Origin of the sequence: Exiguobacterium abrahamii (genome assembly GCF_015645365.1) — a bacterium.
GTDB lineage: Bacteria > Bacillota > Bacilli > Exiguobacteriales > Exiguobacteriaceae > Exiguobacterium_A > Exiguobacterium_A abrahamii.
Genome location: NZ_JADOYC010000002.1, coordinates 186990 through 202107, shown reverse-complemented (window position 1 = coordinate 202107; position 15118 = coordinate 186990). Strand labels below are relative to the sequence as shown.

Here is a 15118-nt window from a genome sequence, read left to right as displayed (position 1 = left end):
TTTATCACCAATCAAAATTAAACAATTAAAATCTGTTATAAAACAATGGAAAGAGTGGTTCACTTGTCATTTTTACGTCAACTAATTAATTACTTACAAACTTCCTTAATTCCAAATCGTCCGTTTTTGCGCCTTCGTTTGGCAGATGTTTCCCTTTATTTTTGTGGATTAGCTTGGATTTCATTTTGGACGACGGTTATTGATTCCTTCTTTTTACAAAAAAACATCCCGATCGTCGTCTGGTTCATCCTTCATTTCATCTTTATCGCAATCGCTGTATTACTTTACGTATTGTTTATGGCGTATCTAACGAAGGGGTTTGTCCGATTGTTACTTCCCCGTCCGTGGGCGTATCGCCAAACGTTCCCTTACACGGTCGCAACAAATCTCTGGTCTTTCCCAATCGGTATGCTTCTATACCAACTTGAGTATCCTCGCTTCGGAATCGGGCTACTCGTAATCGGACACTTCGTCTACACATTAGTACCATTATGGATTGCCCGTTCCTCGAAGCCGCGTTCTTCACGTAAACCTCAATGAGTATAAAAATCAGGCGTCCGACGGATTGACGGACGCTCTTCTTTCATTAAACAATTGTAAATGTTCAATTTTCGTTCTTGTTTCTCGATTTTTAGGGAATAGTTCGATATGATAGAAAAGGTAAACATAAACAATATGGCGGTATGCCACAAAAGGAGATTTTCGATATGCCGAAAATGGTCCATCGCTCTAAGACTCGTCCCGTTCGTGTAGGGGACCTTGTCATTGGTGGAAATAATGAAGTCATCATCCAAAGTATGACGACAACTAAAACACACGACGTCGAAGCGACAGTCGCTGAAATCCTACGCCTTGAAGAAGCTGGTTGCCAAATCGTACGCGTCGCTTGTCCAGAAGAACGTGATGCGCTCGCACTTGCAGAAATCAAAAGCCGAATTAACATTCCGCTTGTCGTAGACATCCACTTCAACTATAAACTTGCGCTTATGGCAATCGAAGCTGGCGTCGATAAAATCCGGATCAACCCGGGTAACATCGGTCGCCGCGAAAAGGTCGAAGCCGTCGTTACAGCAGCAAAAGCGAAAAACATCCCCATCCGGATCGGGGTAAACGCCGGTTCACTTGAAAAGCATATTCTTGAAAAATATGGCTACCCAACTGCTCGTGGTATGGTCGAGAGTGCTTTGCACCACATTAAGATTCTCGAAGATCTCGACTTCCATGATATCATCGTCTCGCTTAAGGCATCAGACGTACAGTTGGCGCTTGAAGCGTATCAGCTCGCTTCTGAATCATTCGACTATCCACTTCACGTCGGGATTACGGAATCTGGTCCACTTCGCTCTGGTTCATTAAAATCAGCAGCGGGACTTGGCGCGATCTTGTCACGCGGAATCGGAAATACAGTTCGTGTATCTCTTTCAGCGGACCCTGTCGAAGAAGTAAAAGTCGCAAAAGAAGTCTTGAAATCATTTGGTCTCGCAGCGAACGCAGCGACATTGATCTCATGTCCAACATGTGGTCGGATCGAAATCGATTTAATGTCAATCGCTGCAGAAATCGAAGACTATATCGAAAACATCCAAGCGAACATCAAAGTTGCGGTTCTCGGATGTGCGGTCAACGGTCCTGGTGAAGCACGTGAAGCTGATATCGGTATCGCTGGTGCACGAAACGAAGGATTGTTATTCCGTCACGGAGAAATCATCCGTAAAGTACCGGAAGCAACGATGGTCGAAGAATTGAAGAAAGAGATCGATGCGATCGTTCTCGAAAAACAGGCTGAAAAAGAAGCCGAAAAAGCGAACCATGCATAAGTTGAAGACTCCTCCCTCGCGAGGAGTCTTTTTTCGTATCTCGATTTCGACTATGTTATACTAAGTGAAGAAAAATTTTTAGAACGTGGGTGACTGTAAATGAAAATTGGAATTGACATTGATGGAACGATCACACATCCATCCTCTTGCTTCACTTACATGAATAAATATCTCGGAACGTCGATTGACTTCAATCAGGCGTCCGAGTATGAATTGCATACGTACACCGATATGAATCAAATCGAATTTTGGGACTACATGGTGAACTCCGGTCACGAGACCGGCATTTATCGTGAATCCATCCCTCAAGAACATGTTCGCCACCACTTATGGAATTTGCGGAAGCAATATGACCTCCATTACGTAACAGCACGATCGGAGCTCGTTCGTCCTGTAACAGAAGAGTGGATCAAACAACACGAACTTCCTCTTGATTCCTTGATCATGACGGGATCACACGACAAAGTACAAGTCGTTCGTGATTTATCACTCGATTTATTCATGGAAGATCGATTAGAGAATGCTGTGCAGATCGCAGAAGACACATCGATTCCTGTAATCTTGTTCGACGCACCTTATAACCGTAAAGCCGTACCGAATAATGTCATTCGTGTCGCTTCATGGAATGAGGCCGTTCAAGAGATTCAAAAATTTGCACCGATTCGTTAAAACAGCCGATTAGGCTGTTTTTTCCATTTTTATGTCATTGCACGACTTGATATCGTACAATGACGATAGATTGAAACTTTGATATAGAAAGGGCTTCATGATGCTTGCGACAGTGAATATCTTTTTTATTAATATCTGTATTATTTTTCTCGTTTCTACGTTCACCTTTTACCTACTTCGTGATCGTTTGCCAATTCAACCTGACTCAAAAATATCTACTCGTCTCTATTTCGGACTTTCCAATGGTCTGACTGGCATTCTACTTATGCATAATGCAATCGACTTAAATGGAGCATTGATTGATTTACGGTTATTACCTCTCGCTTTGTCCGCTTTGTTCGGTGGTAATATCAGTATTGCCGTGACAGGATTGATGCTCTTGATCTACCGATTCGTGATTGATAGCGGAGATTCACTAGACGCTCTGTTTAGTTCCGTCATCACACTACTTGGATTTCTAGTACTTTCTTTTATTTGTCGTCGATTCATCAAACGGCAAGGGTACTTCTTTTCTGCCATCGTCACAGTCGGTTCCCTACTCGTACTCTCGCGATTGATTATGAGTAACTCCCCAGCGGATGCCTGGGGAACGATTTATATTCCATATTTCATTTTAACGATTGGTGGAGCTCTTTTGTTTTATCGTTTGTCTTCACTACTTCAGCAACATTTTGTTCTTTATTCTTATCAATCCTACCTTGCTTCGACCGATCAATTGACGCGGCTCGCGAATCGCCATGTCATTTTAGAAAAAGTCACGACGCTCGAAAAGAGTACAGATTCTTGGGGAGTCATCTTGTTTGATTTGGATCACTTTAAGAATGTAAATGATACACATGGTCACGCGATCGGAGACGCTGTCTTGCGCCACTTTTCAATCTTATTGAACGAGTATTGTCCGGCACCCGTTACGGTCGGTCGATATGGTGGTGAAGAATTCATCGTCATCGTTCCAGACATTGAACGGCATCCTCCTGTCGTCCTAGCTGAAACAATCGTAACAGCCGTTCAGCAAACACCGTTCGTCATGCAAGATCATGCCGTATCCATTACGGTATCCGCAGGAATTGCTTATGCTCATCAACAACCAGCTGAAACAGTATTTAAGCAAGCGGATAGCGCTTTGTACGAAGCAAAAGCACAAGGACGAAATCAGTATCGCCTGTATCGATCAGAATGAATACTAAAAAGCCACTTTTCCTCCGAGCGATTCGGACTGAAGTGGCTTTTGTTGGTCAACGGACCGTTCCTTCATTAGTTTTTTGAAGTAGACAGATGATTTCTTCAAGTGATACCGGCTTAGCAAAGAAATAACCTTGGAATAGATGAATGCCGATTTCCTTGGCAATGCGTACTTCTTCTCCTGTCTCAACTCCTTCGACGATACATTCGACATGCATCGACTGGCTCAGTTGAAAAATCGACTCGAGGATGGATTGTCGTTTCTCCGATTCACCGATTTGTTCGATGAATTGCTTTGGAATCTTTAATTGACGTAACGGTAACAAACGCTCGAGAACATGATAGGACGCATGACCGGTTCCGAAATCATCGAGTGACAACGGGAAATCGAGCGTTTTGATTCGTTTGAGCGCTCGATGAATCGATTGGCTCTCGAAATCAAGTGACTGACTCTCTGTGATTTCAATTTTTATCTGTTGCGGTTTTAAGGCATACTTCAGTAGCGTTCGTTCGATGAACGGCATGAACGAATCACTCGTCAACTGGCGTGGTGATACGTTGACAGATAACGTAAACTCGTCTGGAACCAGATCGACCAATGCTTTGCGCGTCTTACAGCTTTCCTCAAAAATCCATTCTCCTAGACGAATGATTAAATCACTTTTTTCAGCAATCGGAATGAATACGGATGGTCGATCAGCTCCTTGTAACGGGGTCTTCCAGCGAACTAAGGCCTCAAGACCGATGAATTGCTCTGATTGAACATCGTATTGTAATTGATAAACCAGATGAAAATCCGTTTCGATATTCGCTTGGGCTAGGGATTGTGCTGCTTTGACTCGTAATTCTTGATCCTTACGCCATTCTTTGTCAATACACATCACACGTTCGTTTTGTTGCGCTGCTTCTTGTAAGGCAGTCAATAATTGCTGCACCCGACGCTTTCGATTATTGGTCGCCCCTTCGCCATTATCAATGACGATGGATATGTTGACATAGACATGATGCCCCTCGATTTCGTATGGTACAGAGATTTTTCGGCTCAATTCTTCCATCGCTTCCTTACATGCCACCTCGTCCGGCTTTTCCATGACGATCAATAACGTCCCTGCTTCAATCCGAGCAAAAGCTTGATAAGGAGGTAGTTGTCTCTTGAGTCGCTCGATACAGGCGCGTAGTACTTGTAACTGAATATCTTCTCCAAAATAACGTGCCAGCTCATAGTAGTTTTCTAAATGAATCCCGACAAAAATGAGCTGTTGTTCAGGTCTTGGAAAATCAATTTCGTTTAATCCTTGGCGATTCAAGACACCTGTTTCTTCATCACGTCGCGCCGTATCGTGTAATTGTATCGCAAGGTCATTTAACCGATTTAAATTGCGAATATGCAAGTGATTGATGACAAGCGCAATCGATACGCCAATCACAATCATGCCAATCCGTCCATAATGGTCCGTCGGATCAATTTCTACCGTCACGGTATCGGCATTCCACATGACATACAAACTAGTTGCAATGGTAATCGCGATGGCGTACCACATCATGATTCGTTGATACGAGATTAAAGCGATCATCAAAAACAAAAAGCTACTTGCCCAAACGGTAACAGCTGCATAAGGTAAAAAGCTAATCGATGTAATCGGAACGACGAGCAACATCAAAGACAATAAGTGCGTTTGCAAAACGGTTTCCATTTTGCGTCGACTCATATAAAAAATAAATAGACCCATGACGATTAAAAATGAAATGATGACAGAACGACTCAAATACGCATTCTTAATTGTCTCTTCTGTCGTCGTATAAATGATCAAAGCGCCAACGAACATCATGAATAAGGCAAAATTCCCAATCCACCATTGTTGTTTCCGAACGATATCCTCCATGCTTTCCCCCTCCTTTCCGTCTGATTTTCCGTATAAAGGTTTCGACATCGCTTGATGATACTCCTGTCAAATGGAATGTGTCAATTCTTTCCTAAAAAGAAAAGTCTTCCCTCATACGTATCGTGGAAGACTTTTCTTTCAAATTGATGTTTTTATAGCTTGACTCTTCCTAACTCCTCGATGACATCCGTTGCTAGCAAGCTGCTCGGATGCATGTGTCGTTCGACTTGTCGAGAAGCACGTGCATACCACTCTGCTCCTAACGCTAATGTTCTTTCAATGTCTCCTGTTGGATGTTGTGCAAGAAGGCTGGTTAATATACCAAACAGCGTATCCCCACTTCCTCCTTTGGCGAGACCACTTGATGCACCCGAGACGACGAATCCGCCTCCATCCGGTTTCGCGATTAAGATGACATGAGACTTCAAGACGACAGTTACTTGATGCAAGATGGCATAGTCGGTTGCTTGACCGAAAAGATCATCTTGAATACTTGCGACACTCTGATTCGTCATCCGGGCGAATTCACCGATATGCGGTGTGACGATGATCGGCGCGGTTCGTTCGGGATAACTTTCTTTTACTAGAGCTGCAGCATCTAGTACAACCGGCAAATCACTCTCAAGCAGATAGTCCACCCATGTTTCGACTGCCTCTTGCGATAATCCGGGACCGATTCCAACTGCTGAGATGGAGGGGAGCATCTCCTGAATTGCTGGTAATGTCTGATCAATGACCATCGCTTCCGGCGCTTGGACGATGATTCCCTGTTTCGCAAGTGCCGTCGTTGCCACTTGTAGTTTACCGACTCCTGTTCGTAAGGCTGCCCGTGTCGCGAGTTGGATGGAACCCGGCATCGTCTCACTTCCACCAATCAATAGCGCCGTCCCGTACGTTCCTTTATGACCGTATGGTTCCCGCTTGAACAAGGCGGTCACACCATTAGGTGATACGCGCCATTCACCAAATGTCGGTAATCCGATATCAATCGTTTCTGATTCGCCATAAAACGGTGCTGTCCGTATTAAAAAGGCAGATCGTTTCATTGCATGCAGTTGAAATGTCACGTCTGCGCGAACCGCTGTCTCCTTAAATTCCGTTGCGTGATCCGTCGGTACTCCGCTCGGCACATCCACTGCATAGATACGTGCCCCTTGTCGCTTTTGTTCCGATACGAATTCACATTGCGCTTCGAACACCGGATCAATCCGCTTTGGATCAAATCCCGTTCCATATAAGGCATCTAGAATGACATCATATTGACCACACGGTTGTTCGGTCACGAGTCCAAACGCTTCTGCATAATGGACATGAACGATAGATGTATCCGAACGATTCTCTCCAAATGGTGCATGTAGTGTGACATCAAATCCGTCGCGTATCAATTCGCGTCCAATGACATACCCATCCCCACCGTTATTGCCTGTCCCACATAAAATCAAGATTCGCTCCGTCTTCCTATGACGCTCCTTGATACGTGTTGCGATGTGACTTCCGGCTCGTTCCATCAGCACTTCAAGTGGCAGTCCGGACGTCCGTGCCCACTCATCGATTTGTCGCGCTTCTTGTGTATCATAAATCATCTTCTCATCACCTCTGTTCGACTATTCCCGTTTTTAACAGGACTAGTCTTCTAAAACGAAAAAAGGATGCCCTGCTGGGCATCCTCTTTTATTTAAGATGTCATGCGTTGACAATTCGCACAGCGTCCATAAATTTCGAACTTATGATCCTCGACTTCAAAACCAGTCTCTTGGACTGGAGAAACCCATTCCATCGGACAGACATTTAATGTTTCCGTCTTGCCGCAGATTCGGCAAATTAAATGATGATGATGGTGTCCTGAAGCACAAGCTGCTCGGTATTTCATCTCACCATCTAATTCCGTCACTTCTAATAAGTCGATTTCCGAAAAGTCATTCAAGTTTCGATAGATTGTATCATAACTTAACGAAGGATGAGACGTTCGAAGAGCTTCTGCTACTTCCCGCGCACTGACATAACGATTGACTTCAAACAGATACGATAGCAAATCGAGACGCTTCGGTGTCATTTTAAACCCGGAAGCCTTCATGCGTTCACGCGCTTGTTCGATGTTCGTCTTCATGTGTTTTCCCTCCTATCCAAAACCGTTCCAACAGCATCACGATGATCAGCTCAAGTACCGCAAGCAAGACGATCATTCCACCTGGTGCCAAATCGAACTGATAGGCCAGGATGAGTCCGAGTACTGTCGCAACCTCACCAAATATGATAGCTAAAAAGATCGTCGCCTTAAAACTCTTCGCAATTCGAAGTGCTGCCGCAACCGGTAACGTGATTAAGCTTGAAACAAGCAAAATCCCAACGATTCGCATACTGATCGCAATGACAAGTGCAACGACGATCATAAAGAGAATATGCACTAAGCGAAGGCGAATACCGGAAACGCGCGCCTGCTCCTCGTCAAAGGAAAGGAACAACAATTCCTTATAAAAAGCAAAGACGAAGATGACGACGACGACCGTCACGATAAGAATCGTGTACACATCCGTCAAGGCGACAGCCGAGACCGTTCCAAACAAGAAAGAGACGAGATCCATTGAAAAGCCGTTCGCGAGACTGATGAATGTTGCCCCAAGCCCCATTCCCGTCGCCATGATGATCGGGATTGCGAGTTCTTGGAAGTGCTTGTACTTCGCACGCAACCAATCAATCGTCAGTGCCGCGATGACCGATGTCACGATTCCTAAATACAGTGGATTCAAGTCCGCTAATTGTGCGACCATTCCAGAAATCAAGAGACTGAGCGCAATTCCGGCCAGCGTGACGTGTGATAGTGCATCTGCGATTAGACTCATCCGCCGGACAACAACGAACGAACCAATCAATGGTGCCGTGAATCCGATCAGAATGGCAGCCACCAAAGCGTACTGTAAAAACTTTAACGTCATGAACGCTTCAATCATTGGACACTCTTCCCTTCATGAACGAGAACACGTCCCGGAACCGGATAGAGGGAGCGGATCGTCTGTTCATCTAGTTCCCAGTATTCCTTGATGCCACAGTTACACCCTAAACGTCCATCGACCAGATGAATCACATCCGTGACAAGTTTACTGACGAAGTGAATATCATGCGTGACAAGAACGAATGTCCGGCGCTTATCTCGACGAAGTTCTTCTAAGATCTCATAAAATTCTTTCACGTATCGCTGATCGACACCGACAGTTGGTTCATCCAAGATCATTAAATCAGGATCGTTGACGAGCGCACGTGCGATGAAAACACGTTGTTGTTGACCACCGGATAGGTCGCCGACTTTTGAATCGCGCCGCTCCCACATGCCGACCGTTTCAAGGGCCGTTCGTACTTTGTCTCGATCGTCGCGAGATAAGCGACGAAAGAGTCCTTTTTTGGCGTACAGTCCCATCTCAACGACTTCTGCGACAGTCACCGGAAAACCGGAGTTGAACGCTGCCGCTTTTTGGGAAACATAGCTAATCCGCCACCATTCATTGAATTGTGATTGGGATTGTCCAAATAAACGAATCGTTCCTTTCGGTTGCAATAACCCTAATATACATTTGATCAGCGTCGATTTTCCGGATCCATTTTCCCCGACAATGGCTAAAAATTGTCCTTGCTCGACCTGAAACGAGACTTGATTCAACACCCGACGATCTGGGTAATCATAGCTGACTTGATCAATCTCGATGATTGGTGTTTCCATTTATTTTCACTCCTTCCGTTTTCGTAAAACGGAATAATTACGCCTTAATCAACTGTCTTATTATAGCGCCCGCCAATTATTGGTGCAACTCTAGCAACTTCCTATCCTCCTTAGAAAACATTCAAGGTACAATAAAGAAAGAAGCTAGCTGTTTCCGGCTTGTTCAGAGAGGGAATTCTTTTAATGCACGCATCGTAGAGAGGAGTCGGAGTCATTTGAAACAAGAACTTGCAGTCATCGATATCGGTTCCAACTCGATTCGTTATGTCATCTTCCATCCGATCGCTTCTGGTCGCTATATCGAGAAGATTAATATTAAAGTCGTCGCCCGGTTATCTGCTCACATCAATGAGGATGGAGCACTCGATGATGAAGGCATCGCCTTACTCGAAGAAACTTTACATCGTTTTTATGAAGTTGGTGTCACCCATGAGGTCGAAGAAACGATCTGTGTCGCGACAGCAGCCATCCGTAATGCAACGAACCGAGATGCCATCGTTGAATCCGTTACAGAAAACACGCCTTTTTCCATTCAGGTTCTGACAGATGAACAAGAAGCATACTATGGCTATTTTGCCATCATCAATTCGACCTTCCTGACTGATGGCTTTTCTGTCGATATCGGTGGTGGTTCCATGGAAGTCACCTTGATTGAAAATCGCGAAATGGTGGCGTATCACAGCTTTCCATTTGGTGCCGTCACCTTGACACGGCAATTCGTTTCGGACGAGACACTAAGTGCCAGCGATAAGAAGAAATTGGTGAAATTCCTACGGGAACAATTCGAATCGATTCCATGGCTGAGTGATAAAAAGCTTCCTTTAATCGGTGTCGGTGGTTCTGCCCGAAATTTCGTTCGGATCCATCAGTCGAATCAGGACTATCCCCTTCGAAGTGTTCACCAATATCAAATCAAAGCGAAAGAACTCGCGAAGATGGTCGACGATCTCGAAGGAAAGTCAGCGAAACAACTATCGAAAATCGAAGGACTCTCAAAAGATCGAATTGATATCTTCCTGCCGGCATTGATTGCGATTCAAGAGTTAGCCCATCACATCGAAGCGGAAGAATTCGTCATGAGTAATCTCGGTCTTCGCGAAGGTCTTGTTTACGAGTTCGATGTGCAAGACGAAGCATACCGTCGGATTGAAAACGTACGTGAGCAAAGTCTCTATCAGCTCGAAAGCGACTATAAGGTCAATCGAGATCGTGCGTCCTATATTGGAACACTCGCCAAATCGATGTACCGGCAGCTCGTCACGCTCGACTTGATTTCAGAACACGCGTCTGATCTACGACTGCTCGATTCAGCAAGTCGCTTATTTTATTGTGGACAATACATTAATCCAGATACACGATCGGACCAGACGTTCTACCTGTTGACGAATACCGAATTGAATGGCATGACGCACAAGGATCGCGTTGCTCTCTCGCTCGTCAGTTCCTATTCTTCTGCCAAACGGATGAACCAGCTTGCGAAACCTTTCAAGGACTGGTTTACGGAAAAATCGCTGGATCGCTTCGACCTACTTGGATCTCTCCTCAAATTAAGTCATGCGCTCGACGTGACGGAGCGAAAAGCTGTCGATCATTTGGAACTGTTCCTTGAAAAGGATCAACTCCAATTCGTCCTCGATACAGGGGATCATGATTATGGATTCGAAGTCGAAAAAGCGGAAAAACAAAAGAAACACCTGGAACGAATCATTGATTGTACGATTACCTTCGAAACGAAAGGAGATCTTCCTTCATGAAGCTCGACATACCTGAACATTTCAATAATCGTGAGCTCAGCTGGCTCCAGTTCAACAAACGTGTGCTGGATGAAGCGTTTGACACACGCAATCCGCTAATGGAACGTTTTAAGTTTCTCGGTATCTTTAGTTCCAATCTAGACGAGTTCTATATGGTACGAGTCGGTGGTTTAAAGGATGAAGTACTCGCCGGGTTCAATAAACCAGAAAATAAACAACAGATGACACCCAAACAACAGTTACGTGCGATCGCAGCGAAAACAAAAGAGTTAGTCGATCGGCAATACGAAGCATTTCAAGCAATCAATCAGACGTTATCCGATGAAGGCATTACATTCTTGAAATACGACGCTCTGACTTCGGAACAAACGACCTATGTAAAATCCTTTTTCCGTGAACAAGTCTTTCCGGTACTCACGCCCGTTGCCGTCGATGCCTATCGTCCGTTCCCGATGCTCTCGTCAAAGTCACTCAACATTGCGACGGTGCTTGAGGCAGAAGACGGAACAAAACGAAATTTGGCGCTCGTACAAGTACCTGCTGTCTTGCCACGATTCGTCGATTTACCGGTAGAAGATGACGAGACGACGGCTGTCATCTTACTCGAAGACGTCATCATCGCCTTCATCGATAGTCTATTCAAAGGTTATCGTGTGTTGTCTGCCATGCCGTTTCGAATTACGCGTAATGCCGACCTTCCGTTTCATGAGGAAGGTACCCATGATTTATTAAAGCTGATTGAGAAAGAATTAAAAAAACGGCGTTGGGGAGTCGCCATTCGACTCGAAGTTCAAAAAGCTGCCATCAATACCGAACTGCTCAACATGTTACGCGATGTACTGGATTTACAGGAACGCGACATCTTTGCCGTGGATGGTCCGATTGATTTGACGTTCTCCTTTGCCTTCTACAGTCAAATCGGTATTGAATATGATCATTTGATTTATCAGACGATCATGCCGGTCGACCCACCGGCACTCGATAGTTCAAAAAATCTGTTTAATCAATTACTCGAACGCGACTATCTCTTGCATCATCCGTATCATACGTTTGATCCGATCGTCCGGTTCATCGTCCAAGCGGCGAATGACCCGAACGTCCTTGCCATCAAACAAACACTTTATCGCGTATCTGGTGACTCACCCATTATCAAGGCCTTAAAAACGGCAGCGGAGAACGGGAAACAGGTCACCGTTCTCGTTGAACTGAAGGCTCGATTCGATGAGGCGAAAAACATCGAGTGGGCGAAGCAACTGGAGAAGGCCGGCGCTCATGTCATTTACGGATATAGCGATTTAAAGACACACTCAAAGATCACGCTCGTCGTCCGACTCCACGAAGGCAAGATTCAGCGTTTCGTCCATCTTGGTACCGGCAACTATAATGATTCGACAGCGAAACTATACACGGACGTCGGATTACTGACCGCTCGGGAAGAAATCGCCGAGGATGCGACGAACTTCTTCAATTGGTTATCTGGATACGGAGAACAGCCGGAATGGAACGTCATTCAAACTTCACCGAACGCGATGCTTGAGAAGTTCCTGTCCTTGATTGATGAAGAGATTCATCATCATAAAAAGCACGGAAATGGTCGAATCGTCGCTAAGATGAATAGTCTGACGGAAAAAGACATCATTTTACGGCTTTACAAGGCATCGCGCGCCGGTGTCCAAGTCGAACTCATCGTTCGGGGCGTCTGTTGTCTACGTCCTGGAATTCCAGATGTTTCGGAGAACATTCGCGTCATCTCGATCGTCGATCGTTACTTGGAGCATTCACGCATCTTCTACTTCCATCACAACGGTCAGGATTTGATGTATGGATCAAGCGCAGACTGGATGACACGCAACATGCGAAAACGGATTGAAATCTTGTTCCCGATCATGGATGAAGAACATAAAGAGTATTTAAAGGATTGTCTTGCCCTCGCTCTTGCTGATAATGTAAAGTCGCGTGAGCAGGCAGCCGACGGATCCTATCATTACGTGAAGGATGGAAAACAGAGCTGTGAATCCCAGCTGCTGATTCAAGACTATACGAGCGGCAAACTAAAACAAAAACCTAGTTTTACAGCTCCATTAACACATAAGTGGATTACGATCGAAAAGAAAGAGGACAAAGTCATTCTTGACCAAAATGCTACATGATTCTGGTCATGTTTTACCACGTACTCTACTTCAAATGCTGATTTACAGCAGAAAGGACGAAATGTATGCTTCAGCAAATCTTATTATCCCTTCTCGCCGGCGTCATCTGCGGCGTCGTGTTCACCGCACTGAAACTGCCGATTCCTGCCCCACCTGTTTTTCCAGCCGTCGTCGGAATCTTCGGTGTCTTCCTTGGGATGAAAATCTATCTATTTTTAGTAGAACGCTTTTTCTAATCCAAACAAAAACAGTTCTCTTTGCTGCCAGCGCAGAAAAGAGAACTGTTTTTTTGATTCTTTTTAAGGTTTTAATGATTAAATGTCAGTCGTGCGAGCTCTGCTTGAATAGGAAAAGATTTTACTCACTTTCTTCCGTTGCCGCTGCCGTATCCACCGCATGAAGCATCTGTTGATGTAACCATCGATGGCAGGTCGGGCAAACCGTCTGATATCCTTCTGGTGTCAAATGCCATTCCAGTAACGACTGCCTAGACTCCTCACAATGCATACATTGACGCGCGACTTGTTCCAGATGATTTCGCTCCTTGAAGCGCTCGATTCGACGTTGTTTAGACTGTTCGAGTGTCAGTACATCCGTTTCGAAATACCCATACTGCCATGAATCAAGCAGACGTGTGCGAAACACGCCTTCGACCGGTCCGCTTTTCAGACCAAGTTGATCGAGTGGCCGTCCGAGTAACGGATGACGTAAATCCACACTGATGAGATCAAGACACACGTAAGCCCCTTCCGAATCGTCAGCAGCCGTCAACCAAAATGGATCTTCTGGACGTGTCGTATACTCGGTGAACAAGGCTTCAGCATACGCAATAATGCCATCAGTCGTCGCAAGAAACACCTCTTCTCCCTCTGCCAGTTCTGCCGGCAAATAAAACGGTTCCTTTGTTTCATAGTAGTGGACAACAGCTTGTCGTATCGCAAAACTAGTCTCATCAACGACGAGTATATGACACATCACAGACACCCCTTTATGAGTTATTCGACCGGTGCTCCTAGAATCGGTAGACGCCAGTCTGCATCAAACGCACCTGAACGTAACATATCGATTTCTTGTTTATACGGTGCCACTTTTTTCTTTGGATCGAGTCCGATGTATGGCGTCTCTAAGATTTTCGGTAAATGTGCCAGGGCAGGATGATGCACGACACGATGTAAAGCATCAAATCCAATCTCACCGAAACCAATATTTTCATGACGGTCCTTTCGCGCACCGCGGATATTCTTTGAGTCATTCACATGAATGACGCCAAGACGATCCAGTCCGACGATCCGGTCGAATTGTTCAAGGACACCATCTAAGTCGTGCACGATATCGTATCCTGCGTCATGCACGTGACATGTATCGAGACAGACGGACAGACGATCATGATGTGTGACGCCTTCGATGATTTGAGCAAGTTCCTCGAAGGTTTTTCCGATTTCCGATCCTTTTCCAGCCATCGTCTCAAGCGCGATCTTGACCTGTTCGTCACCTGTCAGTACTTCATTGAGTCCTTCGACGATCCGTTTGATTCCGATTTCTTCCCCAGCACCGACATGCGCACCAGGATGTAATACGATGTGTTGCGCCTTTTCAAGCGCTTCTGCTCGTTTAATTTCTGCTGCTAAAAACGAAACAGCGAGTTCGAATGTCTCGGGTTTCGTCGTATTCCCTAAGTTGATGATATACGGCGCATGCACGACGATTTCCTCTATTCCATTAGCACTCATATGTTGCAATGCTTCTTGAATCCGTAACTCTTCCATCGGCTTACGGCGTGTATTTTGAGGTGCTCCTGTATAGACCATCATCGTCGTTGCACCGTAAGATGCCGCTTCCTCACTTGCACCTAACAGCATTTTTTTCCCCGAAACGGAGACGTGTGAACCTATTTTCATGTTCTTTTCCACCTTTCTCTTTTTACAGTGTACCAAATCTTGAAAACGACAAG

The 15118-nt window shown here is 45.2% G+C and carries 14 protein-coding genes; 7 read left to right on the top strand and 7 right to left on the bottom strand.

Going from position 1 to position 15118, the window contains the following annotated elements; translation table 11 throughout:
- Positions 1-54: 54 nt before the first annotated feature.
- The 4 genes from ITJ88_RS10700 to ITJ88_RS10685 all read left to right on the top strand — a co-directional run bounded on the left by ITJ88_RS10700 (position 55) and on the right by ITJ88_RS10685 (position 3666).
- The gene (locus ITJ88_RS10700; RefSeq protein WP_195865648.1) at positions 55-540 is read left to right on the top strand and encodes a hypothetical protein; all 486 of its coding nucleotides are present in this window, start codon (positions 55-57) and stop codon (positions 538-540) included.
- Positions 541-707: 167 nt separating this feature from the next.
- Positions 708-1817, top strand: coding sequence for a flavodoxin-dependent (E)-4-hydroxy-3-methylbut-2-enyl-diphosphate synthase (gene ispG, locus ITJ88_RS10695; protein WP_023467533.1), 1110 nt, complete (start codon positions 708-710; stop codon positions 1815-1817).
- A gap of 99 nt (positions 1818-1916) precedes the next feature.
- Positions 1917-2486: a 5' nucleotidase, NT5C type gene (locus tag ITJ88_RS10690; protein ID WP_231884699.1), complete on the top strand. Its 570-nt coding sequence runs from the start codon at positions 1917-1919 to the stop codon at positions 2484-2486.
- A 97-nt stretch (positions 2487-2583) separates the two neighbouring features.
- Complete coding sequence (locus ITJ88_RS10685) at positions 2584-3666, top strand: GGDEF domain-containing protein (protein ID WP_195865647.1); 1083 nt, start codon at positions 2584-2586, stop codon at positions 3664-3666.
- A gap of 55 nt (positions 3667-3721) precedes the next feature.
- Here the strand turns inward: ITJ88_RS10685 and ITJ88_RS10680 are convergent, their stop codons facing one another.
- From ITJ88_RS10680 to ITJ88_RS10660, 5 genes are all read right to left on the bottom strand, one after another.
- Complete coding sequence (locus ITJ88_RS10680) at positions 3722-5551, bottom strand: bifunctional diguanylate cyclase/phosphodiesterase (RefSeq protein WP_195865646.1); 1830 nt, start codon at positions 5549-5551, stop codon at positions 3722-3724.
- A gap of 152 nt (positions 5552-5703) precedes the next feature.
- Positions 5704-7134, bottom strand: a complete 1431-nt coding sequence (locus tag ITJ88_RS10675) for an NAD(P)H-hydrate dehydratase (protein WP_195865645.1) — start codon at positions 7132-7134, stop codon at positions 5704-5706.
- A 92-nt stretch (positions 7135-7226) separates the two neighbouring features.
- A complete protein-coding gene (locus tag ITJ88_RS10670; RefSeq protein WP_023467528.1) occupies positions 7227-7658 on the bottom strand; it encodes a Fur family transcriptional regulator in 432 nt (143 codons plus the stop codon).
- Positions 7630-8499, bottom strand: coding sequence for a metal ABC transporter permease (locus ITJ88_RS10665; protein ID WP_064300309.1), 870 nt, complete (start codon positions 8497-8499; stop codon positions 7630-7632). The genes ITJ88_RS10670 and ITJ88_RS10665 overlap by 29 nt, the downstream gene beginning before the upstream one ends.
- Positions 8496-9263 carry a metal ABC transporter ATP-binding protein gene (locus tag ITJ88_RS10660; protein WP_023467526.1) on the bottom strand — a complete coding sequence of 256 codons (768 nt, stop codon included), beginning with the start codon at positions 9261-9263 and terminating at the stop codon, positions 8496-8498. The genes ITJ88_RS10665 and ITJ88_RS10660 overlap by 4 nt, the downstream gene beginning before the upstream one ends.
- A gap of 215 nt (positions 9264-9478) precedes the next feature.
- Between ITJ88_RS10660 and ITJ88_RS10655 the strand changes: the two genes are divergently transcribed.
- From ITJ88_RS10655 to ITJ88_RS10645, 3 genes are all read left to right on the top strand, one after another.
- Positions 9479-11017: a Ppx/GppA phosphatase family protein gene (locus ITJ88_RS10655; protein ID WP_195865644.1), complete on the top strand. Its 1539-nt coding sequence runs from the start codon at positions 9479-9481 to the stop codon at positions 11015-11017.
- Entirely contained in the window at positions 11014-13167 is a 2154-nt protein-coding gene (locus ITJ88_RS10650) for an RNA degradosome polyphosphate kinase (RefSeq protein WP_195865643.1), read from the top strand. The genes ITJ88_RS10655 and ITJ88_RS10650 overlap by 4 nt, the downstream gene beginning before the upstream one ends.
- A 65-nt stretch (positions 13168-13232) precedes the next feature.
- On the top strand, positions 13233-13403 hold the full coding sequence (locus ITJ88_RS10645) for a XapX domain-containing protein (protein WP_023467523.1): 171 nt from the start codon (positions 13233-13235) through the stop codon (positions 13401-13403).
- Between the two features lie 121 nt (positions 13404-13524).
- Here ITJ88_RS10645 and ITJ88_RS10640 read toward each other — a convergent pair whose 3' ends face one another.
- Both ITJ88_RS10640 and ITJ88_RS10635 read right to left on the bottom strand, forming a co-directional pair.
- Positions 13525-14142 carry a hypothetical protein gene (locus tag ITJ88_RS10640; protein ID WP_195865642.1) on the bottom strand — a complete coding sequence of 206 codons (618 nt, stop codon included), beginning with the start codon at positions 14140-14142 and terminating at the stop codon, positions 13525-13527.
- A gap of 20 nt (positions 14143-14162) precedes the next feature.
- Positions 14163-15065 carry a deoxyribonuclease IV gene (locus ITJ88_RS10635; protein WP_058712880.1) on the bottom strand — a complete coding sequence of 301 codons (903 nt, stop codon included), beginning with the start codon at positions 15063-15065 and terminating at the stop codon, positions 14163-14165.
- Between the last annotated feature and the right edge of the window lie 53 nt (positions 15066-15118).

Bases quoted from the DNA above. Each gene is read 5' to 3' on its own strand.
- ispG (WP_023467533.1), top strand. From the start codon at position 708: ATGCCGAAAATGGTCCATCGCTCTAAGACTCGTCCCGTTCGTGTAGGG.
- ITJ88_RS10690 (WP_231884699.1), top strand. From the start codon at position 1,917: ATGAAAATTGGAATTGACATTGATGGAACGATCACACATCCATCCTCT.
- ITJ88_RS10685 (WP_195865647.1), top strand. From the start codon at position 2,584: ATGATGCTTGCGACAGTGAATATCTTTTTTATTAATATCTGTATTATT.
- ITJ88_RS10680 (WP_195865646.1), bottom strand. From the start codon at position 5,551: ATGGAGGATATCGTTCGGAAACAACAATGGTGGATTGGGAATTTTGCC.
- ITJ88_RS10675 (WP_195865645.1), bottom strand. From the start codon at position 7,134: ATGATTTATGATACACAAGAAGCGCGACAAATCGATGAGTGGGCACGG.
- ITJ88_RS10670 (WP_023467528.1), bottom strand. From the start codon at position 7,658: ATGAAGACGAACATCGAACAAGCGCGTGAACGCATGAAGGCTTCCGGG.
- ITJ88_RS10665 (WP_064300309.1), bottom strand. From the start codon at position 8,499: ATGATTGAAGCGTTCATGACGTTAAAGTTTTTACAGTACGCTTTGGTG.
- ITJ88_RS10660 (WP_023467526.1), bottom strand. From the start codon at position 9,263: ATGGAAACACCAATCATCGAGATTGATCAAGTCAGCTATGATTACCCA.
- ITJ88_RS10650 (WP_195865643.1), top strand. From the start codon at position 11,014: ATGAAGCTCGACATACCTGAACATTTCAATAATCGTGAGCTCAGCTGG.
- ITJ88_RS10645 (WP_023467523.1), top strand. From the start codon at position 13,233: ATGCTTCAGCAAATCTTATTATCCCTTCTCGCCGGCGTCATCTGCGGC.
- ITJ88_RS10640 (WP_195865642.1), bottom strand. From the start codon at position 14,142: ATGTGTCATATACTCGTCGTTGATGAGACTAGTTTTGCGATACGACAA.
- ITJ88_RS10635 (WP_058712880.1), bottom strand. From the start codon at position 15,065: ATGAAAATAGGTTCACACGTCTCCGTTTCGGGGAAAAAAATGCTGTTA.